We start from the raw sequence: 24,957 nt of genomic DNA on the forward strand, positions 1-24,957 counted from the left end.
ACACTCCGCCCTAAGTGCGCTTTGCTCCGCTTTGGGCTTCGTCGAGCTGCGCTGCCCAACGCGGCGTGATATAAGTCGTGACGCCGCTAAGGCACAAACCGCCTTTGCGTCATCCCGCCTTATATCCACCGCTAAGTGCGGGCTGCTCCGCTTTGGTCTTCGTCGAGCTGCGCAGCCCAACGCGGCGTGATATAAGTCGTGACGCCGCCAAGGCACAAACCGCCTTTGCGTCATCCCGTCTTATATCCACCGCTAAGTGCGGGCTGCTCCGCTTTGGTACAAAAACAGCGCTGCTTCACGATTCAACACAATCGTGAAGCAGCGCTGCCAAAGCCGCTTAAATGAGGCTTTGATTAGTACAATTCAAGATATTGATCGCGTTCCCATTCAGAAACGGATTGACGATATGCCGCCCATTCAAGATCTTTGGAATCCTTGAATGATTGATACAAGTGTTCACCTAATGCGCCTTTAACCACTGGATCAGCAGCTAAAGCCTTCAACGCATTGTGCAAAGTAGATGGCAGATCTTGGATGTGGTTGGCTTTGCGTTCGTCATCTTGCATGCGATAGATGTTGCGATCGATTGCATCTTCTGGCGTCAAGCCGTTGCCGATCCCGTCTAAACCAGCTTCCAAGATCGCCGCAATGGCTAAGTATGGGTTGGCAGTTGGGTCAACTGAGCGCAGTTCCAACCGCGTGCCTAAACCGCGAGATTGAGGTACGCGAATCAGTGGTGAACGGTTCGTACCAGACCAAGCGATGTAAACCGGGGCTTCAAAGCCTGGCACCAAACGCTTGTAGGAGTTAACCGTTGGGTTGTTGATCGCCGTCAAGCCGCGGGCATGTTCCAACAAGCCGGCCAAGAAGTGCTTAGCCGTTTCGCTGAGTTGATCATCGGCATCTGGATCATAGAAGACGTTGGTGTTGTCATCTGAGAACAAGGACATGTTGATATGCATCCCAGAACCGTTGATGCCTTGCAACGGCTTTGGCATAAAGGTCGCATACAAGTTGTACTTGCGGGCGATGGACTTAACCACCAGCTTGAAGGTTTGGATGCGATCAGCCGCGTCTAAAGCATCGGCGTACTTGAAGTCGATTTCATGTTGGCCAGGGGCCACTTCATGGTGAGAAGCTTCCACTTCAAAGCCCATCTTCTCCAATTCCAACACGATGTCGCGACGACAGTTTTCGCCAAGATCCAGCGGTGCGAAGTCGAAATAGGAGCCCTTATCGTTAAGCTTGGTCGTTGGCTGGCCGTTTTCGTCCATCTTGAACAAGAAGAATTCTGGTTCTGGGCCGATGTTGAAAGCTGAGAAGCCGGCTTTCTTCATCTTCTCCACGACCCGAGCCAAGTTGTTGCGCGGATCGCCGGCAAAAGGTGAGCCATCAGACTTATGCACAGAGCAAATCAACCGTGCGACTTTACCGTGTTCATTGCCCCATGGGAACAGCAACCAAGTGTTGAAGTCAGGATACAGACGCATATCACTTTCTTCGATCCGCACGAAGCCGTCGATGGAAGAACCATCAAACGCGATCTTGTTATTCAGCACCTTCTCAAGTTGTGAGATCGGCACCTCGACGTTCTTGATAATGCCGTTGACATCTGTAAACATCAACCGGAGAAACTTTACATTCTCTTCCTTAACGCTTTGCCGAATTTCGTCGGCGGTGATCGTCTTCTTTGCCATACTTGTTGGGCTCCTTTTCAATTGTTGTTACGGCCGAAAGCCAAAACCTTGGCGCAGATTGCTGCCTTGATTCAAGCGGCTTTGATTCATCAATTCCGCACGCAACATCTGGCGTACTTCTTCGTCACTGTTAGGTTCGCGGTGGCGCGGATGCATCAGCTGTTTGATATCGGCAAGCGTGAAACCATCGGCCAATTGGCTTTTGATTTCAAGCAGCGTGTCGACATGATTCAGCGAATACATGCGATGATTGCCGGCAGTACGTTCGGGATGGACGAGATCTTGCGCCTCATAGTAGCGGATCTGGCGGGCAGTCAGATCCGTCAGCTGAATCACAGTGCCAATAGGCAACACGCAACGCGTCCGTAAATCACCGATATCTGGCATGAACAAGGCCTCCTTCCGATAACATGGTTCATACTAGCAATCATCTTGCCACCCGTCAACGACAGATGTCACTTAACCTCACATCTATCTTAAAAAATGTGAAGAAATTGCTTCCAGTGTCAGAAATAAACCCCACTGCATCGGGATATCGCCAAATTACTGTCATCATTGTCGCATCCTGTTGCAATAATTCTCTAACCACCAACTCATCTTAAACCGCCGCCACCAAAAAAGGCCCTGCCGACATTCTGGTGAATGTCAAACAGGGCCCTTGGCACTTATTTGTTAAAGAAGGTGCTTTGCGCGGCACCAATAATGGCGATCTTCACATGCGCATAAGTCAAGCCGCCTTGCATATACAAGGTATAAGGCGGACGCAGCGGGCCATCCCCGGAGAATTCTGTGGTGGAGCCGGCCACAAACGAGCCGCCGGCCATGATCACTTCATCTTCATAGCCTGCCATGCGCTCTGGGATCGGTGTGACAAACGAATCCACCGGTGAATTGGCTTGCACGGCGGCGGCGAATTTCACCATATCTTCTGGATTGCCGAAGTTCACCGTTTGAATCAAGTCAGTGCGCGGGGCATCCCACTTTGGTGACACACTAAGCCCTAACGCTTCAAGCAGCGCCGCTTCAAAAATCGCACCTTTAATGGCGTTGCCAGTGGTTTGCGGCGACACGAAGAAGCCTTGGAACATATCGCGCAATGATCCATAAGTGGCCCCTTCTGCCCCGCCTAAACCCGGCACCGTGAAGCGATAGCTGATGCGCTCAATCAAATCCTTTTTGCCGACGATGTAGCCGCCGGTTTTGGCATAGCCGCCGCCAGCGTTCTTAAACAAGGACCCGGCGATCACATCGGCGCCGACATGCAGCGGTTCTTGCAATTCCGAGAATTCGCCATAAGCATTGTCGACAAAGATCCACATATCAGGCCGCACGGCACGCACCGCCGCGATCATTGCCTTGATCTTGGCGATGGTGAAAGAATCGCGCGTGGCATAACCGCGTGAGCGCTGAATGGCCACGACTTTCGTTTCCGGCTTCAAGCGCGCTTGAATCGCCGGTAAATCCGCTTGGCCATTGGGCAACAGCGGCACAAAGTCGGCTTTGATGCCATATTCTTTAGGCGAGCCGATGCCGTTGCCGGCCATACCCAAGACTTCTTGTAAGGTGTCATAAGGCTTGCCGGTGATGTACAAGATCTCATCGCCTGGCCGCACCAGCCCCAACAACCCCACGCCAATGGCATGGGTGCCGGAAACAAACTGAGGCCGCACCAAGGCATCTTCGCCGCCTAAGACATCGGCATAAATGGCTTCAAGCTTATCGCGGCCTTCATCACTGTGGCCGTAGCCGGTTGAGCCATACAAGTCGCTTTCTGCCACATGATGCGCTTGAAATGCGCGCAGCACTTTGGCTTGATTCTCCACGATTTGCTCATCCATTTCGGCTAAGCGACCAGCGATTTGAGTATCAACTTGGGCGACGGTTTGCACTAATTTTGGATCAAATTCATCTTTCCAACTCACGATTTGTACTCCTTTTGCTGCCAGGCCGCAACCTGGTCGATAATGGTCGTTAATTGTTCAGGGTGTTGCACCAAATCATACCACTGCGTCGGCATTTGATGTCTGAAATACGTCAACTGGCGCTTGGCATAATGCCGCGAATTCTTCTGAATCAACGCGACGGCTTCTGGCAAGCTTTGCTCGCCGTTAAGGTATGGCAGCAATTCCTTATAGCCGATTGCTTTAAGCGCTTGGGCCTCTGGGCCAGCTTGGGCAACCACGCGGCGCACTTCCGCCACCAACCCGGCATCGATCATGTCACGGACGCGCGTGTTAATGCGCTGATACAACAAGCTGCGCTCGGTGGTCAAGCCGATCACCAACGCGTCATAGGCGGGTTTAGGGACTGGCTGCTGCGAAAAGCGCTTGCCGGTTTCATGGATCACTTCCAAAGCGCGGATCACCCGGCGGCGATTGCCCACCGGAATGGCTGCTGCGGCTGCTGGATCTTGGGCTGCCAGCTGCTGCCAAAGCGCTGCTGAGTCAACTTGTTGCAGCTGCTCACGCAAGTCGCTAGGCGGCGCTTGGCCGCCTAATGGCAAATCCAAGCGCAAGGCATTCATATAAAAACCGGTGCCGCCAACGACGATCGGCAATTTGCCGCGGGCGGTCACGGCTTTGATCGCCGTTTGCGCGGCGGCTTTGAAGCGCGCCACGGAATAAGGCTGGCCGGGTTCAACAATGTCTAGTAAATGGTGCACCACGCCGGCACGTTCGGCAACGGTGGCCTTGGCGGTGCCGATATCCATGCCGCGATAAATCTGATAAGCATCGGCATTGATCACTTCGCCATCACAAGCTTGGGCCAGTTGAATGGATAATGCCGTTTTGCCAACGGCGGTGGGTCCGCCGATCATGAGAAGCTTGTCCATTGACTCATCCTTTCTGCTGGCGTCAGGGTTTGATTGGTGTATGCGCTTTGAATACGGTATAATGGCCTTAACAACAATCACAAATCTGGAGGGACACACATGAAATACAAATTTGCTAAAGGTTTCTTCTTAGGAAGCATCGTCACCGTATCTGCTGTGGCCGGCAGCGTCTTGGCCTTCAAGAAGTCTTACATCGAACCGGTTGAAACCAAGGTCCAAGAAATCAAAGACAACCGGGCTAAAGCCAACCGCAAGCGGCATTCTGCACACTTAGGCTAATTGCCAAGCGCCAAGACCAAACTGGTCGATGGCGCTTTTTTTGTGCGCCAGACAAACGGCCTGTGCCCCTGCATTGCAAGGACACAGGCCGAATTGTGGGCTACTTCTTCTTTTTGGTCTTGCCCGACCAGTTTTGATAACCCTTCTTCAGGAAGTAGACTTTGGTGAAGCCGGCTTTCTTCAAGCGTGCAGCGGCGCCGACTGCCAGTTCACCAGCGGCATCGTATAAGTATACTGGCAAGTCTTCGCGCAGCTCGCCCATGCGTTCTTTCAGCACCGAATATGGCATGTTGCGGGCGCCTAAGATATGGCCGGCATCGAAATCTTTGCGCTCGCGCAAATCAATGATCTGCGCCTTGCGCATGGTGGTTTCGAATTGTTCCGGTTCGATTTCACCGCCCACTGACTTCAGCTGAGACTTGCGGAAATACCGCCATAACCAATTGGCCGCCCAGACGATCAGTCCAGCGCCAATTACAACCAATAAGAAATTTAACCAACTCAATTGCGTTGCCCCCTAATTTTTTGCAGTTACTTAATGGCGTGCCAAGCTGGCGGCGCCGATCACGCCAGCAGTGTTGCCTAAAGTCGCCAAACGCAATTTCGTGGTTTCGCGGACATTGGGGAAAGTGAATTGCTTGAAATACTTATCCACCCGTGTCAACAAGAAGTCCCCAGCAGCTGAAACACCGCCGCCGATCAAGATATATTCTGGGTTGAGCATGTTGCCGACGTTGCCCAAACCCAAGCCTAAGAAGTAGCTGACGCGATCAACGATCATCAGCGCCAACTTGTCGCCTTCTTTGGCGCAATCAAAGACGATCTTGCTGGAAATCTCATCACCGTCATCCAGGATCTGCTTAAGGCGGGAGTCGCCGGCATATTCTTCGGCCATATCACGCGCCACGCGCACGACGCCGGTAGCAGAAGCGATGGTTTCCAAGCAGCCTTTCTTGCCGCAAGTGCACATGTAACCGTCTGGATCAACGGTGACATGGCCCACTTCCCCAGCCGAACCAGCCACGCCGTGCAGCAAGTGGCCATCAGAAATCACACCAGCGCCGATACCGGTACCTAATGCGACTAAAGTCACGTTGTCGCTGGCATCGCCTGCGCCTTTCCATTGTTCGCCCATGGCCGCGACATTGACGTCGTTATCAATGGCAAAAGGAATGCCGATGGCCGCTTCAATATCGCGCTTAGGATGTTGCAAGGTCTTCCAGTTGAGATTATAAGCGCCGATGACCGTGCCGGCTTTGGTATCCACCGTCCCTGGTGTCCCCATGCCGATCCCAGCAAAATCGCTGGCTTGCATGTTGTACAAGCGTAAATGGTCTTGAATCGATGCGATGATATCAGGGATGATGTGGCTCCCTTCATCCAGAATATTTGTATCGATGCTCCAGCGTTGTTGGATCTCACCATCTTGGGTTAAAATCGCAAACTTAGCGGTGGTGCCGCCAAGGTCAACGCCTAATAACTTCTTGTCAGTCATCGTTATCCTCCATAGTCAAATTAATGGGTGTTTGGCTTCTTGTTCATGCGCGTGCCGCAAGACGATCTTGGCATTGGCGTAGGTGTCATCCGGAATCAAGCGCAACTCATGCAGCCGATCCACTTCACTAGCCGCCAGTTCAATGTCCCATAAGCGCTGGCCTAAATGGATGTAAGTGCCGAAGCGCTTCAGCAGCTGCAGCACATCATAATACGTGTACATCGTCGGGTATAACTGCATCATGCGACCCCCTGCCCAAAGCCTACTGCCAACAGCGCCACTACAGCCGCCACTAAGACAATGGCCATCACCGCTTGGCGCACCGGATGAATCCGCCCTAACTGCGGCGCGCCAACGGTGCCGGCAATCAAGAAGCCGCCGATCAAGCCGCCAATGTGGCCGGAAATATCCACGCCGCTGGCAAACAAGTTGAACACCAAGTTGATCCCAGCCAGCAAGGCAAATTGTTGCGCCAACTGCCGCACCACCGGATTCTCGCGGAAACTATCCCCTAGCATCAAAAAGGCGCCCATCAAGCCAAAAATCGCCGTTGACGCGCCGGCACTCAAGCTGTTTGGGGCAAACACGAAGCCTGCCACATTACCGGCAATGGCAGAAACCAAATAAATCACCAGAAACCGCCAGTGGCCAAAGATGCGCTCGGTGATCGCGCCTAGATAATACAGCGACACGCCGTTAACGACGATATGCATCAACCCAATGTGCAAGAATGCCGGCGTGATAAAGCGCCACCATTGGCCGGCGTAGATCAATTCGTTAAGCCGCGCCCCCATTTGCACCAAGACGTAATTGTTAGTGCTGCCACCGGCAATGGTTTCGACGACAAACATCGCCACCGACACGGCTAACAACGCATACGTCACAAACGGGGTATTGGCATAGCGGTTGAATCGATTCTGCATCACAAGGCTCCCTTCCGATACTAATGCCACACTAGTGCAAGACGCTTTGCGCAACAGTTCATTCAAAACCCCACAGGTGCACTTGGGCTTTGAAATTGCGCACAAACAAGTAGCTTGCTGAGATTCAGCAATCCTACTAAGTGTAGCATTTTTTTATTATCATGCCTAGTGACACGCGGCTTTTCGCCGCTTGGCCAACAAAAAAAACCAGCCGCTGACTGCCGGCTGGTTCATCGCTTGAAGCTATTTCAGCGTGGCTTGATGTTGCGAGTAGCCGCTGACTTTCTTGATGTTGTTCATGGCGTAGTAATCGGTGATCATTTGCTTACCGATGGTTAAGTTGTAATTAGACGAATCTTCAGTCAAGTTCGGCACCACCACCGCAATGGCGATTTGCGGGTTTTTGGCTGGGGCAAAGCCGACAAAACTTAACGTCGTCGTGGTCAGCAGCGCTGAACTGGTGTTGGTCGGATCGGCTCTGGTGAAAGTTTGCGCCGTCCCGGTTTTTGCCGCCACCCCAGGGTTTAAGGTGTTCAACGTGGTGGCTGTCGTCCAGCCGTTGGTGCCATGGACCACTTGCCACATGCCTTGTTTGACCAAGTCGATTTGGGCTTGGGTGTTGTTGATCTTGGCTTGCACTTGCGGCTGGGTGGTTTGAACCACCGGCCCGGCACTGCCGTCGCTTAAGGTGCGTGAAATCGACTTGACGATATAAGGCTTCATGCGATAACCGTCATTGGCAACAGTTGACACATATTGCGCCATTTGCATCAATGTATAAGCGTCATAGTTACCAAAGGACAAGTCCAAAGCCGAACCCACCGCCAACTGGCCATTAAGCATTGTGGAGCCGGTTTGGCCTTTGACTTCACCTGGCAAGTCAACACCAGTGGTTTGGCCTAAGCCAAATTCAGAGAAGTAGCGGCGCATCTTAGTGAAGATGTCGTTGTCCATGGTCAGCGATTGGTTGGCCACGTATTGCGCGTGGCCTTCTTTCATCGCCAAGCGCATCATGTAAATGTTAGACGACACTTCCAAAGCCCGCGTGGCATTCATTGAACTAAACGTCCCCACCGGATATACAGATTTCTTCACCGGCGTGCCGGTTAAATAAATCGGCGTGTCGACTTGGGTGTTGTTAGAGGTCGTGATGACGCCGTCTTGCAAAGCGCCTAACACCATCGCCGGCTTCACCGCCGACCCCATGACGAAGCTGCGGTTCAACACCCCTAAAGCATCGTCTGAGACTTTGCCGGTTTTGGCATTGTGATATTCGCCAGCCAGCGCCAAAATCGCGCCAGTCTTGGGATTCATGGCGACGGCATAAGCCCCGTCAGAATGGGCAGCATCCCCGCTGGATAAGGCTTGGGCAAAGGTTTTCTTCAAGATCGCTTCAACTTTGGTTTGATAAGCCGAATCGATGGTGAGATTCAAGTTGGCGCCTTGTTCGCCTTTGAACGTCTGTACTTGCTTGGCGATTTCGTTATTGGTGTTGAGTTCCACTTGGGTGCGGGACTTGGCGCCTTTCAAGACACTTTCATAAGCTTTCTCCAGATACGAGATCCCCACCCGGTCGTTGCGGGCATAACCTTGGGCCAAATAAGACTTCAAGCCGTCAGAAGGCAAGCCAGATTTCGAAGACGATACGGTACCGATCACAGAGGTCATGGAATCGCCGTTAGGATAGGCGCGTTCCCAATCGGTGCCTAAGTTGACCCCTGGCATGTCGGTGAGGTTCTCGCCGACTTTAGCACTTTCTTCGGTGGTAACGCCGGTGTTCTTTAAATACACTGTGGTCAGCTGAGTGGCACCGTTCATCAACTTGTACAACGCTGCGGCTTGTTTCTGCTGAGGCGAATAATCCGGCAGGTGCTTTTGCACATAAGCCACTTGGTGTTTGTACAGTTTGGTGGCGTCATTAGAGCGCTGGCTGGCTGGCAGTGCTTTGGTGACCGCCTTGGCGGATTTGGTGTCGGCTAGATAATAGTCGGCATAGTCGCGCTTTTGCAAAGTCGAATAATCTACCGTGATGTAGCGCGCCAAACGATTGGCGGTATCCACCATCGACTGCGACGTGGCATCGGTGCCTTTGGTGAAGGTGATGGCATTGTTGGCCTTATTCTCCACCAAGGCGCGGCCTTGCGAATCGTAAATCAGCCCGCGCGGCACCGAGCCGGTGACGGTGGTTTGATCGGTGCGATCGACTTCGGCAGTGAAGCGCGCGCCGTTTAAGATCTGCAAGTACGCCAACTGCCCAACTAAAGCTGCTAATAATAAGAAAACGAAGAAGAATAACAAATTCAACCGAAACGGGATATGGGATTTGGTCCGCTTCGGCTTCGGGGTGCGAATATATTTCAAAATAAGGCTCCTTAATCGTCTTGATTCCCTATCAGTGTAGCAAAAACACCGCGATAACGCCATGGCGGGCAAAGCATGATATGATAAGTTTAACCATTTATTACTTGCTCGCAATTTGGCGAACATGACTTGTGGAGGCCCTATGCGGTTATTCAAGAAACTCTCGGCGCATCCTTATTGGTTAGCCTTTTGCACCCCGATCTTGGTGATGAGCGCCTATTTTATCGCGCAAAAAGTCTACCCTTTTGGCAACTCAAGCTTGTTGACAGTGGATCTGGGCCAACAATATATCGACTTTTATAGTTATTTTCGCCAAACGGTGTTCGGCCATCCCGGCCAGCTGCTGTATGCCTTCAACAAAGACTTAGGCGCGGATATGTACAGCGTCTATGCCTATTACTTATTGAGTCCGTATAATTTCATCGTGTGCTTGTTTCCTAAAAGCATGCTGGATTCGGCGATCGTGGTGATGACCCTGGCCAAATACGGCAGCGCCAGCTTGGCCATGGCGTATTATTTGCGCCGCCACGACTGGGCCGGCTGGTGGCTGGCAGGCTTTGGCACAGTGTATGCGTTAAGCGGCTGGATGCTGGCCAATCAGTTGAATTTAATGTGGCTGGATATCGTCATTTGCTTGCCGCTGGTGTGCTCAGGCGTCGACGAATTGACCCAAGGCAGGCGGCCATGGCGCTTCATTTGGTGGCTGTTTGTGGCGATTTTTACCAATTACTACATGGGCTTTATGTTGTGCTTGTTTATCGTCGGCTATTTCTGCTATGCTTTAGCGCGCGATTGGCGCAATTGGCGTGCCGCATGGCTTGCAGTCAGGCGCTTTGTCTTAGGCGCCTTGTTGGCAGGAGCTGCCACGGCGGCGGTGCTGCTGCCGACGTTATATCAAATCACCCAATCTAAAGGCACTTATACCGTCACCAAGGTCCATTGGCGCTTTGAATATGCACCGGTGAAGCTCTTAGGCAAATTCTTTGTCGGGTCGTTTAACTTTGATCAAATGCCCAGCGGCCAGCCGAATATCTTCGTCGGCAGCTTGGTGATGGTCGGCGTGATCTTGTACTTCATCGCCCCTAAAATCGCCTTGCGCGAGCGGCTGGTGGCAGGATTGTGGACGGCTTTCTTGGTGGTGTCGATGATGTATGAGCCGCTGGACTTGTTGTGGCATGGCATGCAGTTTCCGGTGTGGTACCCGTATCGTTTCTCGTTTGTGGTGGTGTTTTGGCTTGTGATGTTAGGTGCTGCCGGGCTCAAGCAAGCCAGCGAAGGGATCACTTGGTGGCAGTTGACGACGGCGTTGACCTTAGTGCTTGGCATGTGCGCTTATGTGTGGCTGAACTTGAAGGCCTTTAAGTACTTAAGCGATGCGCAAGTGTTGTGCACCGTGTGCTTTTATTTGCTGGCGCTGTTATTGCTGTCGATTCGCTCAGATGCCAGGCGCTATACCGGGTTGATGTTTGCCTTGTTCATGAGTGCAGAAGCCGCCACCAATGCGGCTGTCACCTTGAACCAACTCAGCTATGTCACCCATTCGGATTATCACACTTACACCCAAGCGCTGCGCCAAGGCGTCACCAAAATCACCCGCGCCCATTCAGGCACTTATCGCATTGGCAAAACGATCTTGCGCACCAAAAACGACGCCATGCAAATCGGCTACTTAGGCACTGATCAGTTCAATTCGATGTTTGCGCCGCGGGTGCCGAAGTTCTTCGGCGAAATCGGCCAATCTGCCGGCGATGGCTTTGTGGCGTACACTGCCGGCACGGAAATCACCGATGCGTTCTTAGATCTGAAGTACTGGCTGGATCCCAAGCCCGCCAATCCTAACGGCGCATTCTTGCCGCAAGTGTCAGCCCGCCCTGACTTGTTGCGCTATGGCCAAACCGGCAGCACCAAAAACCTCAATATTTACACCAATCCGTATGCGTTGGGGCTGGGATTTGCCGCCAGCAGCCAGATCTTAAAAACCAAGTTCATTGCCCAAATGCCGGTGGTGAACCAAGAGCTGTTGATGTCTGGCCTGACTGGCGAGAACTTCACCACCTTGTTTCATAAAGCCGCCTTGTCGGCACCGGTGTTAAAAGGCGCCAAGTGGTCCGGCGCTGCCGTTTCGAAGCTGCCAGGCGAGCTGGCGACTGTCACTTACACCTTCAAGGCTTCAGACACGGATCCGTATTACTTGCAGATCCCGGCGACTTTCACCGACAGCGTGGTATCTGCCACGCAAAATGGCCACAGTCTGCCGATTTATGATACCTTCCGTGATCCGGAATTGCTTAACGTCACCCCAGGTGCGCCGCATGAGTTGCAAACCATCACCTTCACTTTGTTGAAAGATTCTGCCGACTTTGGCCAATTGCAGCTGTATCGGCTTAACCAAGCCAAAACCACCGCGATGCTGACCAAGCTCAAACAAGCCCCTTGGCACATCACCAAGCGAGGTGATCGCAGTATTCAAGGCGACATCACCATTCAAGCCGCCCATCAAGTGTTGATGACGACTATCCCTAAAGCCCGCGGCTGGCAAGTCCTCGTCGACGGCCGCGCCGTCACCCCTGCCAAAGCGCTAGGCTTGTTTATGGCCATTCCTTTGTCGCGTGGGCAACACACCATCACCATGCGCTACACCCCGCCATTTTTGGGGATGGGGCTGGCGATTTCGCTGGTGGCGTTTGGTTTGATTGGCTTGTGGTGGCTGCTGACACCAGTGGGCCGCCATCGCCGCAGACGCTAAGTACCCCTACCTAAGCCATCAATCAACGCAAACGGCTCTACGCCGCGATTCTAAGTACAGAATCGCGGCGTAGAGCCGTTTGTTTGATGGGGTAAACCCGCTTGATGTCCCAGTCAGACTGGGCGTTTATTGGTCGTCTTTAACCAAACCATGCTTGAAGGCGTAAATCGCCGCTTGGGTGCGGTCTTCGACTTCCAGCTTGGCTAAGATGTTGGACACATGGGTTTTGACGGTTTTTAAGGTGATAAACAACGCATCGGCGATTTCTTGATTGGACTTGCCTTGGGCGATCAGCTGCAGCACTTCGCGTTCGCGGTTGGTCAAGTCGTCATATAACGCCGGTTGTTGTTTCTGGGTGAGGCGGTTCATCATCTTGGTGGTGACTTGCGGCTCTAGTACCGACTCGCCTTTGGCGGTTTGGCGGATCGCATTGGCGATTTCTTCGGCGGTGGCGGTTTTTAAGATGTAAGACGCCGCCCCGGCTTCAATGGCTGGATACACCTTCTCGTCGTCAATAAAGCTGGTCAAGATAATGATGCGCGCCTCAGGCCAAGCGGCTAAGATCTTCTGGGTGGCTTCGATGCCATCCATGTTCGGCATCACCAGATCCATTAAGATCACATCTGGCCGCAAGCGCAACGCCATATCTAAGCCTTGTTTGCCGTCAACGGCTTGGCCAACGACTTCGATGTCTGGCATGACGCCTAAGTAGGTTGATACGCCGAGGCGAACCATTTCGTGGTCGTCGACGAGGAGTACTTTAATCATCTGCAACTTCCTTTGTGAGTGGCACGCGCACTTCCACGCTGGTTCCTTGATTTGGAAAGCTGATCACTTTGGCGGTACCGCCAAGGCTTTGCGCACGCTCGTTGATATTGGATAAGCCATATGAACCGGTGGTGTTTTCGGTCGCAGGATCAAAGCCGACGCCATCGTCGACGACGCGCAGCACCACATTGTTGTTGGCTTGCTTTAAGTATACCTCAAGGGAGTCGGCTTTGGCATGGCGAAGCGTGTTTGACAACAATTCCTGCACGATGCGAAACAAGTTGTCTTCGATTGCCGCGCCTAATGCCACATCGTCAAGCTCCCAAGAGATCTTGATTTTGATCTTCGTTTGTAGTTCTTGCAACAAGGCGATGATGCCGTTTTTAAGCGACTTGCCTTCCAAGGTGGTCGGCCGCAAATGCAACAGCAAAGCGCGCATTTCCGCTTGTGCTTCGTTGACCACACCTTCAATGGTGCTGACTTGCTTAAGCAAAGGGTTGTCAGCATCTTGGGTGCTCATCACCGAACGCACCGCACTAAGCATCATCATCGCTGCAAACAGCTGTTGGGACACCGAATCATGCAGCTCACGCGCCAAGCGGTGCCGCTCTTGGGTGAGGATCTCTTCTTTGGTTTGGCCAGCCACTAATACCGGGGTATTGGAATAGCGCTCGATTTCTTTTTGCAGGCGGATCATTTTCTGGCGCAAAGCTTCCAGCATCCCGGCGACATCAGTGCCTAATACCGCTTCGGCTTGGCCTTGGCGCACCAAGATCGGCGCGTCGTATTGGCCGGCAGAAATCGCCGCCAAGCGCCGCGCCAATTGATTGTGCTGACGGCGCAGCATCGCATAGCTGGTAGCTGACACCACCGCAGCCAGTGCAGCCGCTCCGCCGATCAAATACAAGACCAACGGCACCGAGTACACTTGCCACAACAAGGTGTCGGTAAAGCTTCTTGACGCTGGGTAGCTGGCCATATACACCAACCCTAACTCCAGCAGCAGCGCCAAGCCCAATGAAACAAAAAACTGCCACACTAAATGAAAGCCACGGATCATACTGCCAACACCTCCAGATCCCCCACCAGCACATTGGTGAGGATATGGATGCGCCGTGAAGCCGCGTCATAATCATCACTGTAATAACTGAAGGTTTCATTCTTTAACGCCACTGGTTGGCCGTTGACTGCCAGCTCCCCCACCAGCGCCGAATGCTCGATCGCCACGCCAACACCGACTGGCACCAAGACGCGCGTTTTGCCGAAGCCTTTGCGCACCACCACCACGTTATCGCCTTTAGGCAAATACGTGTTGCCTAAGTCGATGATCGTGTCGCCGGCCATCACCGTCATGTTAATGTCGTCCCATTCAAATTGCGTCGCCCCAATGTGCGTGTCGCCAAACCACGGCCGCTTGTGGGTTTTGCCGGCTTTGGCGGTGGGCTCTTTGGTCGTCACCGCCAGAAAATGCTTCTGTGCCCAAGGCCCCAATGTGCTGTTGCGCCCGGCAAAGACATGCAAAGTTGCACAAGCCGCCAAGAACAAGATGATCCACACCATCGGGTTGACAAATAACGCCACCGTCACCAAAATCGCCCCGGCCGTCAGCCAGAACGTCTTGAAATGTTTAACATGACTGCCGATCACCAGCGCCACCACGCCGCTGATCACCCCAACCAGCACTGGCGGATTGCTGGCGATCTGGAAGCACAAGATCATGAATAAGCCGGCTTCCAAGAGCCAGAATAACTGCCAACGTCTTGTCATGCGATTGCCCCTTTACGAATTGTTAGTACCTTCATTATACCCAGTCAAGTACCTTTTGCCCCCGGGCTTGGGACTGATTTGTGCCCAACGACCAAGCGCCTCTAACCCAAATCAATGGGCTAGAGGCGCTTAGGGTGGTGATAGATTATTCGACGCGGACGATCTTCACCGTCATGTCACCGCCTGGCGTGGCAATCGACACTTGTTCGCCGACTTTCTTGCCGATCAAGCCTTCTGCGATCGGGGATTCGTTGGAGATCTTGCCGTTGAAAGCATCGGCTTCTGCGGCGCCGACGATTTCATAAGTTTCTTCTTCATCATCGCCAACTTCAACGAAAGTCACTTTCTTGCCAATGGACACCTCATCTTGGGCCACGGCGTTAGAATCAATGATCTGCGCGTAACGCAGCTGCATTTCGATTTGAACGATCTTGGATTCAAGTTGGGACTGTTCGTCTTTGGCACTTTCGTATTCGGAGTTTTCGGATAAATCACCGAAACCACGAGCGACCTTGATGCGATCGATCACTTCTGGGCGCTTAACGGTTTTTAAGGTGTTCAACTCTTCTTCGAGCTTGGCTTTACCTGCTGCCGTCATTGGAAATACTTTTTCTGCCATGTATTTTTCCCTCAATTCAATTATTGTAAACCTTCAAGATACGATGGTAAGAACAAATCAGCTGATTGTCAAGTGATTTGCGCATTACTCACCGCGAGCCGCTAAGATCGCATTGATCTTAGCCGCCAATAAATCAATGGCCACGGTGTTCTGGCCGCCTTCTGGAATGATCACATCGGCATAGCGCTTGGTGGGTTCGATAAACTGCTGATATGCCGGGCGCACCGTCGCCAGGTACTGAGCGATCACCGAATCCAAGCTGCGCTGACGCAAGGCCATGTCGCGCTTGATGCGGCGCACCAAGCGCACATCCGCGTCGGTATCAACAAACAACTTGATATCCATCAGCGCGCGCAATTTCGGCTCAGCCAACACCAAGATGCCTTCGACAATGATCACATCACGCGGTAAGACATGCACCACTTGGGCCACACGGTTATGCTGCTTGTAATCATACACCGGCTGATCTATCGCATGCCGCGCAAGCAAGCTGGTGAGCTGTTTGATCAACAGCGCATTGTCAAAAGCCGCCGGATGATCATAATTGATCAAACACCGCTTAGCATAAGGCAATTCACTATGTTTGTAGTAGCTGTCTTGTTGTAACACCACCAGCGACTGATCCGCAAAGCGCCGGCTTAAGGCATGCGCCACGGCGGTTTTGCCAGATGCAGAACCGCCGGCGATGCCGATCACGATCGGTTTAGCCAATTTCAGCACCTCTTAATTGCCATTATCGCTGGCAAACTTGGCGGTGTTGACTTGTTGTTGATACAAGCTGGTGGCATAAAGGATCTCGCCAGTCTTCAAATTGGCCACGAAGTAATAATAACCTTTGGCTCGATCAGATGGGCTCAACACTGCGCGAATCGATTCTTCAGACGGGCTGTCAAACGGCCCAGGTCCATAGCCGGCATGCACATATAAGTTGTATGGCGAATCCACGCTGGTATCTTTATTGGTCAAATGTGTCTTATGGGTGTTTAAGGCATACATGACGGAGATATCAGATTGCAACGGCATCCCTGCGTCGATCCGGTTTAAGAACACCCCGGCGATCGTGCGGCGGTTGGTGGCGTCAACGCCTTCGCGTTCCACCAGCGAAGCCAAGGTCAACACTTCTTGGACGCTATAGCCTTGCTTGGCAATGGATGTGTAGTAATTCTGCAGCACACTGTCGGATTTGGCCACCATCGCCGTGACTAAAGCTTTCAGACTTTCGCCTTTGGTGACGGTGTAAGTCGCTGGGTATAAGTAGCCTTCCAAGCGGTAGCGCACGTTCTTGGCGGCTTTGGCACTCTTCAACAGTTTCGGGTATTTCTGATACAAGCTGTCAAAAAACGCCTGGTCTTTCATCAGCTTCAAGAAATTGGCCTTGGTGTATTGGGCGTCTTTAGGCTGCAGCTTGGCCACAGCGGCAGCGACGTTTTCGACATTGACCCCTTCTTTGACCAACACCGTGCCGGTACTGTCGCTGCTGCCGCTGCCGCCGCGCAATACCGATAGGATGTCTTGCAGCGATTCGGCTTTGGTCAGCGTATAATCGCCAGCTTGGAAGTTGGTGTAATTATGAAACTTGACATAATAGTTGAATACCAAGGCGCTTTTGATCACGCCTTTGTCTTCCAGGCGCTGACCGATATCTTTGGTGGTCGCGCCGGCTGGAATGGTGACTAAGACGTCTTTTTTGTTGCCGGCATCAACGGCTTCAAGCGATTGATGGATGAAGCGATACCCCATGAAGCCGGTGACGACCAAAACCACAATCACGATCCCCACTACCCATGACACGATATGGTTGACCGCTTGCCGTTCGGCGTGACGCAATGCTTTTCGTTCTGAATCAAGCTTTCTCACGTGAATTCCCCTCATTCAAACATACTGGATTAAGTATACAAAAAGCCGCCGCAAAAAGCGACGACTTTAAGGAGACTGTAACTTTTAGCGGATCGTGGCGCCTAATTGCGTGGTCAAAGCATCAACGACCTTAGCAAATGCGGCGTTAACTTCGTCTTCGGTCAGCGTTTGGTCATCGCGGCGATAAGTCAAGGTGTAAGCCAAAGACTTCTTGTGGCCTTCGATGTTCTTGCCGGCATAGACATCAAACAGTGTGACGTCGCGCAAGAACTTGCCGCCGTTATCGGCAATGACTTTAGCCACTGCGGCGTGTTCGACGTTTTGATCCACCAAAATGGCAATATCGCGCGTCACTTCAGGGAACTTCGGCGCAGGCTTAGCTGCCATTTGACTGCGATCAGCCTTGAGCAAAGCATCCAGATTCAATTCGAAAACATATGTGGCAGGCAAGCCTTCACTGTGTTCGTATTGGGGATGCAAGCGGCCGATCAAGCCGATCACTTCTTCGCCTAAGACCAGCTTAGCGCTTTGGCCAGGATGCAGCTGCGCATTGTCGCGCAACGCCACATATTGCACCGGCGTATCCAAGCGGTAATCAGCCAGCAATTGATCGACGACGCCTTTGACGTAGTAGAAATCCACTGGCTTGGCAGCTTGTTGCCAATTCTTGGCAGACAAATTGCCGGTAAACAACCCGCCTAAATATTCGTGTTCTTCAGGCCGCGTGTGGCCTGGTTTGCTCAAGAAGGCGCGGCCTTGTTCATAAAGAGCCAAGTCATTCTGCTTGCGGGCGACGTTGTATTGTTCGGCGTTGATCAACCCTGCCACCAAGTTCTCACGCAAGAAGGCGTGATCTTTAGTCATCGGGAAAGCCACATGGGTTTGCTCGCTGGCTTCAATGGCAAATTCTTGCGCTTCGGCTTCGGCCACCAGCGAATACGTGATGGCTTGGCTCATCCCCATGCCTTCCAGCAGCTTGCGGGTGCGGCGCAAACGCGCTTGTTTCGGCGTGAATTGGCCGACTGTCATGGTGGTGGTCGGCAAAGTGGCTGGCAAGTTGTCATAGCCGTATAAGCGTGCCACTTCTTCGATCAAATCAGAATCAATGCTGATGTCCCAGCGGCGCGGCGGTACTGCCACAGAGAAAGTCTCATCGCTTAAGGTCACGCCAAAGCCTAAGCGCTTGAACAAATCGCTGACTGTTTCAGCACTTAATGCGGTGCCTAACACGTGATTGATGCGGTCTAAGGTGATGTCGACCACGGTGTCTTTAGGTTCAATGGCGGTGGCGCTTAAGTGGCCTTTAGCCACCACCCCATCGCCTAATTCAGCCATTAAGCGTGCGGCTTCGTCTAAAGCCTTGTTGATGTCGGCAACGTTGATGCCTTTTTCAAAGCGGGCACTGGCTTGCGAGCGCAAGTTGTACTTCAAAGCCGTTTTGCGAATGTTGACTGGGGCAAAGCAAGCCGCTTCGATGACGACTGTGGTAGTGTCATCAGTGATTTCGGAATTCAAACCGCCCATCACCCCGGCTAAGGCCACTGGCTTGTGGCCATCGGTGATCACAATGTCTTCTGGATCTAATTCATGTTCATTGCCATCAAGGGTCGTGAGCAATTCTTTATCCTGCGCGCGGCGCACCACGATTTGGTGGTTGTCCAACTTATTATAATCAAATGCATGCAGCGGCTGGCCGTAGCCTAACATGATCAAGTTGGTAATGTCCACAATGTTGTTGATCGGGCGCACACCGGCGTTCCATAAGCGGCGCTGCAGCCATAATGGCGAATCTTTGATGGTGACATTGTCCACCACGCGCATTTGATAAGACGGCGCGTCTTTAGGGTCAGTGACTGAAGCGCTCAAGTAATCAGTGACCGGCTTGTCGCCTTCTTGAACCGGCAGATCTTTGAAATGCGGCGTGGTGCCATAAGTGGCGCCGACTTCCCAAGCCACCCCGCGCATCCCTAAGGCATCGGCACGGTTAGGGGTGATTTCAAAATCCAACACAGCATCATTTAAGCCCAACGCTTCTAAAGCATCACTGCCAGGCTTTAAGGCTTCGTTGAACACATAAATCCCATCAGCATAGGCTTTAGGGGCGACACTGTCAGAGAAGCCGAGTTCTTGTAAGGCACAGATCATGCCGTCAGAAATTTCGCCGCGCATTTTGCCGCGCTTGATCTTGACGTTGTCGCCGATTCTGGCCCCAGGCAAGGCCACGATCACCGTTTGGCCGGCTTGGATGTTCGGGGCCCCGCACACGATTTGGCGCAATTCATCATCACCGGTGTCAACTTGGGCAATGTGCAAGTGATCAGAATCTGGGTGCATCTTTAATTCAACGACTTTGCCGACGACGATCTTCTTCAGCCCGGCACCTAAGTGGTTCACCGAATCCACTTCGATACCAGTGCGGGAAACTTTCTCGCCGAGTTCGTCGGCAGAAACCGGCACGTCGACTAATTCTTTCAACCATTCATATGATACGTCCATTGTGGCTTAACCCTCCTGTTGGAACTGGGACAAGAAGCGCGTGTCCCCTTGATAGAAGCTGCGGATATCGTCGATGCCGTATTTAAGCATCGCAAAGCGGTCGGGACCCAGCCCAAAGGCAAAGCCGCCGTACACTTTGGCATCGACGCCAGCGGCAGTCAAGACGTTAGGATGCACCATGCCGGCACCTAACACTTCGATCCAGCCGGAATACTTGCAAATCGGACATCCCACCCCGCCGCAGCGGAAGCAAGACACATCGACTTCAACAGATGGTTCCGTGAACGGGAAGAAACTTGGGCGCAAGCGGATGGTGCGCTCTGGGCCAAAGACATGCTGGGCCACAGCCAGCAGTGTTCCTTTAAGATCAGCCATGGTGATGTGCTTGTCGATGACCAAGCCTTCGACTTGATGGAACTGATGAGAATGCGTGGCATCATCGGTGTCGCGGCGATAAACGCGGCCTGGGGAAATCATCTTCAGCGGGCCTTTAGAGAAGTCATGGACTTCCAGCGTCCGGGCTTGGACTGGGGAAGTTTGTGAGCGCATCAACAGTTGATCGTCGATATAGAAGGTGTCTTGCATGTCGCGGGCCGGGTGGTCCTTGGGGATGTTGAGCATTTCGAAGTTGTAGTGGTCTTCTTCGACTTCTGGGCCGTCGATCACTTGATAGCCTTGGCCGATGAAGAATTCTTCGATATCATCCATGATCTGCGTGAGGATATGCGGCGTGCCTTGCGGGATCTGGGCCCCTGGCAAAGTCACGTCAATGGTTTCTTGTTCAAGCTTTTGGTTGATGATGGCTTGTTCTAAAGCCTGCTTGCGTTCTTGAATGGCTTGTTGCAGATTATCTTTGATCTCGTTGGCAAAAGCGCCTACCTTAGGCCGCTCGCTGGCGTCTAAGTCCTTCATGCCGCGCAATACTTCGGTGATCGGGCCTTTCTTGCCTAATAAGTTCACCCGAGTTTGGTTCAATTCGTCAAGATCGTGTAAGTTCTTGATCTTGGCTTGGTTTTGTTCAAACAGTTCTTCAAGCTTTGACTTGAGATCCATATCGAAGATCCTCCTTAAGATTCTGATGGCACAAAAAAAGCCTCATCCCCAGAAGGGACGAAGCTTATTCGCGGTACCACCCTTGTTTCTTGTCCATAACAGACAAAACAACTCAACAACTTAACGGCAGTACCGGAGCGACCTTGCAGTCGTCTACTCAAGAAATGAATACGAGCCGTGTTCCCATCAGCACCTTGCAGTCGGTGGATGCTGTTCCCTTACTGGGCCTTCAGGCTTGCGTTTCTATCAGCGTATTTGGTTTGTTTAGTTGAGTTTAGGCTAGCATGAATTTGAGCCTTCGTCAAGTGCTTTCGGCTTTAGCCTTCGCACTCTTCGTCGCTGATCCAAGCGTCGCCCCAAGCATGTGCGGCTGCCAATACTGGCGACAAGGCTTGACCTTTGTCAGTCAAGACATATTGGATCAAAGCCGAATCGGTATGGGTGCGGCGTTCGATCATGCCTTCTGACTCCAATTCCTTCAACCGTTCCACCAAAACGCGATCAGAGCACTTGGTGATGGTGCCGGCGATGTCTTTAAACCGCGACGGGCCATTCTGCAGTAAGACCTCTAAGATCATGCCATTCCACTTCTTGCCCAAGATCTTGAAAGTCTGCGTAAACTTCGGACATAACGAGAGTTTGGATTCCGTACATTCACTGGTTGTTGCTGTTGCTGTTGCTTCCATGATGGTCACCTCAATCATCCCACTTACATTTATATAGTATAAGTATAACGCAAATTCAATACAATGCAACCATCGATGCGAACTTTCTGTCAGTGAACCGTTTCCCATAGCGGCAGGCAGCGAGAAACTGGTACAAACCTCACACCCAGCCGAGTCGCGAGACTGATGCAGCCCCATCAAAAAAGCCGCGACAGTTTCGTCGCGGCCCTGGTGCACTTGCTTTATCAATTTAGGCGGGTCTTCAATGGGTGGCGCAACTTGTGCCACAATGGCACCATCACTTCATCCATCGCCGCATAGTCATCCACCAACGACACGACGAAGCTTTCTTTGTACTTCGGCACAGCCAAGGTTGCCCCCCACATGTGCTTAATGATGATGTCTTTTTCCATTGGCGTCAAGTCCGTCAGCTTCTCCGCGTTGCGCAAAGCGATGCGCGGGTGGATATACGCATGGGTGCCGAGGTCGAACTTGGTCACTCGCCAGTCATAATAAAACAAGTCGTGCAATAGACCAGCGCGCGCTAAGGCGCGAGTATTCAAATGCCACTTCTTCCCCAATAAATAACTTTGGTAGGACACACTGATGCAGTGATCCAACCGATTGGAGTAGTGATGCTGAGTGTAGTTGGCCAATTTCTGCACAGCCGGTTGGGCCAGCAGATCTTGAACTAACGCCACATATTCAGCATCTTGTTGCCAGTTAAGCTTAGTGCTCATTCAAACGCCTCTCTTAAATTCGATTCGTTCAACACACTAATATTATAACAGCTTCTGTAAGCATTTGCACCGGGGTTTAGAGATTCTTAAGCGGTCAGGTGAAACATCACTACAGCCGCAGCAATGGCGACATTCAACGACTCCGCCCGACCTTTGATCGGGATGTATAAGTTGGTATCGGTTTGCTTCAACAATTCCTTGTCCATCCCGTTGCCTTCATTACCCACGATCAAAGCAAATTGCTTGCTTGGCGCAACGTCGCGATAAGATTCGGCTTGGGCATTGAGTTCAGTGCCATAAACCGGGATTTTGGCGGCTTTTAATTCGTTGATGACATTGGCCAGCGGCGTGGTGGTAATGTTCACATGAAACTGGCTGCCTTGCATGGCGCGCAAGACTTTCGGGTTGAATGCGTCGGCAGTGCCGTCGCCAAAGACGACTTGATGGATCCCGGCAGCATCTGCCGTGCGCACCAAAGTCCCGACGTTGCCAGGATCTTGAATACCGTCCAGCAGCAAATATTGACCGCTGAAGTGTTCTGGCAAAGTGCCTACCTCGCGCGGCATAATGGCGAAGATTCCTTGTGGCGTCGGGGTTTCGGCCAAGTGTTTAGCGACTTCCGGGGAGATTTCAGTGATCAATTCATAATGTTCGCGCAAAGCACGTTCATCTAAGAACTTCTCGGTGGCGTAGATGCGCCGTGGAGTCAAGCCGGCCTTCAAGGCTTCTTCAACCAAATGCCAGCCTTCCAGCAAGTAGGCGTCGCCGCTTTTTTGATATTTCTTGACCGTCAACTTCTTAGCCGCTTTGATATGTTCGTTCTTTGGTGATGCGATGTATTCCATATTATCCTCCTGTAGGTTCCTTCTAGATTATATCAGTTCTTGCCCTGTGTTAAAATGAACCTGGAGGTGAATTTTTCATGGTAGAAATTGCCAAATCCATTCGCGTCACCGGCCGCGTCCAAGGCGTCGGCTTTCGCTGGATGACCAAGCGCGTCGCCGATCAGCTTAAGATCCGCGGCTTTGTCCAAAATCGCCTCGATGGCTCAGTGTACATCGAAGCCAAAGGCCCCGCGGTGAACATGGCCAAGTTCACGGCCGCCATCAAAGCCAGCCCGACGCCAAGCGGCCGCGTGGCGACGTATGAAGAACATCTGTTGACCAAAGATTTCCCCATGCGCGAGTTCAAAGTCACCTTCTAAAAGGCGACAGTCCCCATTTTCAGGCGTTGGACCTATTGAAAGCCAGCGGCGAGTCAAGTATAGTTATTCACAGTACGACACACTGAAGGGACAGACACCATGCATAGAATAAAGAAGTTGGCCACATTAGGCGGCATTTCAAGCCTCCTGATCTTCCTAAGCGCCTGTGCGCAACAAAACGGCAAGCAGCTGCAAGCCCCGACCAAAGGCATCTACGGCACCTTATATAACTTAGTTGGTAAGAACTTGATGCATCTGATGGAATGGATCGCATCAAACTTGCATACGGCAAACTCATACGGGATCGCGATCTTGCTGATCACCTTGGTGGTACGCTTGATCTTGTTGCCAGCCATGCTTAATCAACAACGCAAAATGACCGAGTCGCAAGAGAAAAACAAGATCCTCAAGCCGCAGCTGGACATCATCCAGAAGCAAATGAAGAAACCCGGCATCACTCAAGAAGAGACCTTGCGTCTCAACCAAATGATGCAAGACGTCTACAAGAAAAACGGCACCAGCATGATCCCATCAATGGGCTGCTTGACGCTGCTCATCCAATTGCCGATCTTCTCTGGCTTGTATCAAGCCGTCGCCTATTCGCCAGACATCTACAAGAGTACCTTCTTTGGCATTCAACTCGGCCACTCCAGCATTGTCATCACCATTGCCGCAACGGTGTTCTACTTGCTGCAAAGCTTCGTGATGCTGCAAGGCGTCGCGCCAGAACAGCGCAAAGCCATGCAGACTTCCGCAATGCTTTCGCCGATCATGACTTTTGTCTTCTGTTTGATGTATAACGCTGGGTTAGGCCTGTACTTCTTGGCCGGTGGTGTGATCATCTTGATCCAACAGCTCATTGTCACTTATGTCATCACCCCATCCATCCGCAAGCGCTTGGATGCAGAAATCGCCGAGAACCCACCGGTGATCGTTGTTGACGAACACACCTTCGAAAACGATAACGCTCAAGTTGCCCAAGCCGCAACTGAAGCGCCGCTTGATCCAAGCAAGCCTGGCATCACCAAGCACAATCGCAATGCCGGCAAGCAGCAGCGCCACCATCATTAATCATTGAAAAAGGCGGTCGAACATCACGTTCGACCGCCTTTTTGTTTGCCTCGATTGCGTCAGGTGCGCTACCAAATATTGGCAGACACCACAAATACACGATCGACAAGTCGTGATCGTGTATGGTCGAGCCATCATTGGCTCTGGTTGTTGATTTTCGTCGCGCTGTGCAAAGCAGCGGCGTGGTTTAAGTACCCAACAGTTGCCTGCTGGGTGGATATCTGTAGTACGTCCTTTATTTGCCTGACGGTTAAGTCTAGGCTTCACAGCGAACAGCGCGCTGTCGCTCTGGACGAGCGGGTCAAAGCGCGAACCACTCGCGCTTCCAGACGACCCGTTGCGGGGTGCGGCGTTCTGCAAGCTTGGCCTTCGCTTACCCTTGC

Annotated in this window: 24 protein-coding genes; 4 read left to right on the forward strand and 20 right to left on the reverse strand. The window is 52.2% G+C overall.

Features of this window, described 5'->3' with window-relative positions; genetic code table 11:
• Positions 1–353: 353 nt before the first annotated feature.
• The 4 genes from glnA to miaA form a co-directional block, all read right to left on the reverse strand.
• Positions 354–1,697, reverse strand: a complete 1,344-nt coding sequence (gene glnA, locus ACGG90_RS01260) for a type I glutamate--ammonia ligase (RefSeq protein ID WP_390404812.1) — start codon at positions 1,695–1,697, stop codon at positions 354–356.
• A gap of 27 nt (positions 1,698–1,724) precedes the next feature.
• On the reverse strand, positions 1,725–2,084 hold the full coding sequence (locus ACGG90_RS01265; RefSeq protein ID WP_390404815.1) for a MerR family transcriptional regulator: 360 nt from the start codon (positions 2,082–2,084) through the stop codon (positions 1,725–1,727).
• Positions 2,085–2,362: 278 nt separating this feature from the next.
• The gene (locus ACGG90_RS01270) at positions 2,363–3,619 is read right to left on the reverse strand and encodes a methionine gamma-lyase family protein (RefSeq protein WP_390404816.1); all 1,257 of its coding nucleotides are present in this window, start codon (positions 3,617–3,619) and stop codon (positions 2,363–2,365) included.
• A complete protein-coding gene (miaA, locus tag ACGG90_RS01275; RefSeq protein WP_390404819.1) occupies positions 3,616–4,530 on the reverse strand; it encodes a tRNA (adenosine(37)-N6)-dimethylallyltransferase MiaA in 915 nt (304 codons plus the stop codon). The genes ACGG90_RS01270 and miaA overlap by 4 nt, the downstream gene beginning before the upstream one ends.
• A 99-nt stretch (positions 4,531–4,629) precedes the next feature.
• On the opposite strand from miaA, the gene ACGG90_RS01280 reads away from it, so the two are divergent.
• The gene (locus ACGG90_RS01280; RefSeq protein ID WP_390404822.1) at positions 4,630–4,809 is read left to right on the forward strand and encodes a DUF3042 family protein; all 180 of its coding nucleotides are present in this window, start codon (positions 4,630–4,632) and stop codon (positions 4,807–4,809) included.
• 100 nt (positions 4,810–4,909) lie between these two features.
• Here the strand turns inward: ACGG90_RS01280 and ACGG90_RS01285 are convergent, their stop codons facing one another.
• From ACGG90_RS01285 to ACGG90_RS01305, 5 genes are all read right to left on the reverse strand, one after another.
• A complete protein-coding gene (locus ACGG90_RS01285; protein ID WP_390404824.1) occupies positions 4,910–5,314 on the reverse strand; it encodes a rhodanese-like domain-containing protein in 405 nt (134 codons plus the stop codon).
• Between the two features lie 30 nt (positions 5,315–5,344).
• On the reverse strand, positions 5,345–6,304 hold the full coding sequence (locus tag ACGG90_RS01290; RefSeq protein WP_390404827.1) for an ROK family glucokinase: 960 nt from the start codon (positions 6,302–6,304) through the stop codon (positions 5,345–5,347).
• A gap of 15 nt (positions 6,305–6,319) precedes the next feature.
• Positions 6,320–6,526, reverse strand: coding sequence for a YqgQ family protein (locus ACGG90_RS01295; protein ID WP_390404887.1), 207 nt, complete (start codon positions 6,524–6,526; stop codon positions 6,320–6,322).
• A gap of 17 nt (positions 6,527–6,543) precedes the next feature.
• Entirely contained in the window at positions 6,544–7,227 is a 684-nt protein-coding gene (locus tag ACGG90_RS01300; protein ID WP_390404828.1) for a rhomboid family intramembrane serine protease, read from the reverse strand.
• 243 nt (positions 7,228–7,470) lie between these two features.
• The gene (locus ACGG90_RS01305; protein ID WP_390404831.1) at positions 7,471–9,588 is read right to left on the reverse strand and encodes a peptidoglycan D,D-transpeptidase FtsI family protein; all 2,118 of its coding nucleotides are present in this window, start codon (positions 9,586–9,588) and stop codon (positions 7,471–7,473) included.
• Positions 9,589–9,730: 142 nt separating this feature from the next.
• Here ACGG90_RS01305 and ACGG90_RS01310 point away from each other — a divergent pair, with 142 nt between their 5' ends.
• Positions 9,731–12,334: a YfhO family protein gene (locus ACGG90_RS01310; protein WP_390404834.1), complete on the forward strand. Its 2,604-nt coding sequence runs from the start codon at positions 9,731–9,733 to the stop codon at positions 12,332–12,334.
• A gap of 126 nt (positions 12,335–12,460) precedes the next feature.
• Here the strand turns inward: ACGG90_RS01310 and ACGG90_RS01315 are convergent, their stop codons facing one another.
• The 11 genes from ACGG90_RS01315 to ACGG90_RS01365 all read right to left on the reverse strand — a co-directional run bounded on the left by ACGG90_RS01315 (position 12,461) and on the right by ACGG90_RS01365 (position 23,144).
• Positions 12,461–13,102, reverse strand: coding sequence for a response regulator (locus tag ACGG90_RS01315; RefSeq protein WP_390404837.1), 642 nt, complete (start codon positions 13,100–13,102; stop codon positions 12,461–12,463).
• Positions 13,095–14,159: a sensor histidine kinase gene (locus tag ACGG90_RS01320; RefSeq protein ID WP_390404890.1), complete on the reverse strand. Its 1,065-nt coding sequence runs from the start codon at positions 14,157–14,159 to the stop codon at positions 13,095–13,097. Before ACGG90_RS01320 ends, ACGG90_RS01315 begins: the two co-directional genes overlap by 8 nt.
• Entirely contained in the window at positions 14,159–14,869 is a 711-nt protein-coding gene (gene liaF, locus ACGG90_RS01325; protein ID WP_390404840.1) for a cell wall-active antibiotics response protein LiaF, read from the reverse strand. Before liaF ends, ACGG90_RS01320 begins: the two co-directional genes overlap by 1 nt.
• 145 nt (positions 14,870–15,014) lie before the next feature.
• The gene (gene greA / locus ACGG90_RS01330; RefSeq protein WP_390404843.1) at positions 15,015–15,488 is read right to left on the reverse strand and encodes a transcription elongation factor GreA; all 474 of its coding nucleotides are present in this window, start codon (positions 15,486–15,488) and stop codon (positions 15,015–15,017) included.
• 84 nt (positions 15,489–15,572) lie between these two features.
• Complete coding sequence (udk, locus tag ACGG90_RS01335) at positions 15,573–16,205, reverse strand: uridine kinase (RefSeq protein ID WP_390404892.1); 633 nt, start codon at positions 16,203–16,205, stop codon at positions 15,573–15,575.
• A gap of 6 nt (positions 16,206–16,211) precedes the next feature.
• Positions 16,212–17,360, reverse strand: coding sequence for an endolytic transglycosylase MltG (mltG, locus tag ACGG90_RS01340; protein WP_390404846.1), 1,149 nt, complete (start codon positions 17,358–17,360; stop codon positions 16,212–16,214).
• Positions 17,361–17,429: 69 nt separating this feature from the next.
• Positions 17,430–19,841 carry a phenylalanine--tRNA ligase subunit beta gene (gene pheT, locus ACGG90_RS01345; RefSeq protein ID WP_390404848.1) on the reverse strand — a complete coding sequence of 804 codons (2,412 nt, stop codon included), beginning with the start codon at positions 19,839–19,841 and terminating at the stop codon, positions 17,430–17,432.
• A 6-nt stretch (positions 19,842–19,847) separates the two neighbouring features.
• Positions 19,848–20,894, reverse strand: coding sequence for a phenylalanine--tRNA ligase subunit alpha (gene pheS, locus ACGG90_RS01350; protein WP_390404851.1), 1,047 nt, complete (start codon positions 20,892–20,894; stop codon positions 19,848–19,850).
• A gap of 317 nt (positions 20,895–21,211) precedes the next feature.
• Positions 21,212–21,580, reverse strand: a complete 369-nt coding sequence (locus tag ACGG90_RS01355) for a winged helix-turn-helix transcriptional regulator (protein ID WP_390404854.1) — start codon at positions 21,578–21,580, stop codon at positions 21,212–21,214.
• A gap of 224 nt (positions 21,581–21,804) precedes the next feature.
• On the reverse strand, positions 21,805–22,299 hold the full coding sequence (locus ACGG90_RS01360) for a hydrolase (protein ID WP_390404856.1): 495 nt from the start codon (positions 22,297–22,299) through the stop codon (positions 21,805–21,807).
• A gap of 86 nt (positions 22,300–22,385) precedes the next feature.
• The gene (locus ACGG90_RS01365) at positions 22,386–23,144 is read right to left on the reverse strand and encodes a TrmH family RNA methyltransferase (protein WP_390404858.1); all 759 of its coding nucleotides are present in this window, start codon (positions 23,142–23,144) and stop codon (positions 22,386–22,388) included.
• Between the two features lie 77 nt (positions 23,145–23,221).
• Here ACGG90_RS01365 and ACGG90_RS01370 point away from each other — a divergent pair, with 77 nt between their 5' ends.
• Together ACGG90_RS01370 and yidC are read left to right on the forward strand one after the other, a co-directional pair.
• A complete protein-coding gene (locus ACGG90_RS01370; protein ID WP_390404861.1) occupies positions 23,222–23,503 on the forward strand; it encodes an acylphosphatase in 282 nt (93 codons plus the stop codon).
• 99 nt (positions 23,504–23,602) lie between these two features.
• Positions 23,603–24,574 carry a membrane protein insertase YidC gene (yidC, locus tag ACGG90_RS01375; protein ID WP_390404864.1) on the forward strand — a complete coding sequence of 324 codons (972 nt, stop codon included), beginning with the start codon at positions 23,603–23,605 and terminating at the stop codon, positions 24,572–24,574.
• The last annotated feature ends 383 nt before the right edge of the window (positions 24,575–24,957 follow it).

It is taken from the genome of Lacticaseibacillus jixiensis (genome assembly GCF_042847315.1).
GTDB lineage: Bacteria > Bacillota > Bacilli > Lactobacillales > Lactobacillaceae > Lacticaseibacillus > Lacticaseibacillus jixiensis.

What these genes read in the sequence shown, in the direction of transcription:
- glnA (WP_390404812.1), bottom strand. Translation starts at nt 1,697, where the DNA reads ATGGCAAAGAAGACGATCACCGCCGACGAAATTCGGCAAAGCGTTAAG.
- ACGG90_RS01265 (WP_390404815.1), bottom strand. Translation starts at nt 2,084, where the DNA reads ATGCCAGATATCGGTGATTTACGGACGCGTTGCGTGTTGCCTATTGGC.
- miaA (WP_390404819.1), bottom strand. Translation starts at nt 4,530, where the DNA reads ATGGACAAGCTTCTCATGATCGGCGGACCCACCGCCGTTGGCAAAACG.
- ACGG90_RS01280 (WP_390404822.1), top strand. Translation starts at nt 4,630, where the DNA reads ATGAAATACAAATTTGCTAAAGGTTTCTTCTTAGGAAGCATCGTCACC.
- ACGG90_RS01290 (WP_390404827.1), bottom strand. Translation starts at nt 6,304, where the DNA reads ATGACTGACAAGAAGTTATTAGGCGTTGACCTTGGCGGCACCACCGCT.
- ACGG90_RS01295 (WP_390404887.1), bottom strand. Translation starts at nt 6,526, where the DNA reads ATGTACACGTATTATGATGTGCTGCAGCTGCTGAAGCGCTTCGGCACT.
- ACGG90_RS01300 (WP_390404828.1), bottom strand. Translation starts at nt 7,227, where the DNA reads ATGCAGAATCGATTCAACCGCTATGCCAATACCCCGTTTGTGACGTAT.
- ACGG90_RS01310 (WP_390404834.1), top strand. Translation starts at nt 9,731, where the DNA reads ATGCGGTTATTCAAGAAACTCTCGGCGCATCCTTATTGGTTAGCCTTT.
- ACGG90_RS01315 (WP_390404837.1), bottom strand. Translation starts at nt 13,102, where the DNA reads ATGATTAAAGTACTCCTCGTCGACGACCACGAAATGGTTCGCCTCGGC.
- liaF (WP_390404840.1), bottom strand. Translation starts at nt 14,869, where the DNA reads ATGACAAGACGTTGGCAGTTATTCTGGCTCTTGGAAGCCGGCTTATTC.
- greA (WP_390404843.1), bottom strand. Translation starts at nt 15,488, where the DNA reads ATGGCAGAAAAAGTATTTCCAATGACGGCAGCAGGTAAAGCCAAGCTC.
- mltG (WP_390404846.1), bottom strand. Translation starts at nt 17,360, where the DNA reads ATGAGGGGAATTCACGTGAGAAAGCTTGATTCAGAACGAAAAGCATTG.
- pheT (WP_390404848.1), bottom strand. Translation starts at nt 19,841, where the DNA reads ATGGACGTATCATATGAATGGTTGAAAGAATTAGTCGACGTGCCGGTT.
- pheS (WP_390404851.1), bottom strand. Translation starts at nt 20,894, where the DNA reads ATGGATCTCAAGTCAAAGCTTGAAGAACTGTTTGAACAAAACCAAGCC.
- ACGG90_RS01355 (WP_390404854.1), bottom strand. Translation starts at nt 21,580, where the DNA reads ATGGAAGCAACAGCAACAGCAACAACCAGTGAATGTACGGAATCCAAA.
- ACGG90_RS01360 (WP_390404856.1), bottom strand. Translation starts at nt 22,299, where the DNA reads ATGAGCACTAAGCTTAACTGGCAACAAGATGCTGAATATGTGGCGTTA.
- ACGG90_RS01365 (WP_390404858.1), bottom strand. Translation starts at nt 23,144, where the DNA reads ATGGAATACATCGCATCACCAAAGAACGAACATATCAAAGCGGCTAAG.
- ACGG90_RS01370 (WP_390404861.1), top strand. Translation starts at nt 23,222, where the DNA reads ATGGTAGAAATTGCCAAATCCATTCGCGTCACCGGCCGCGTCCAAGGC.
- yidC (WP_390404864.1), top strand. Translation starts at nt 23,603, where the DNA reads ATGCATAGAATAAAGAAGTTGGCCACATTAGGCGGCATTTCAAGCCTC.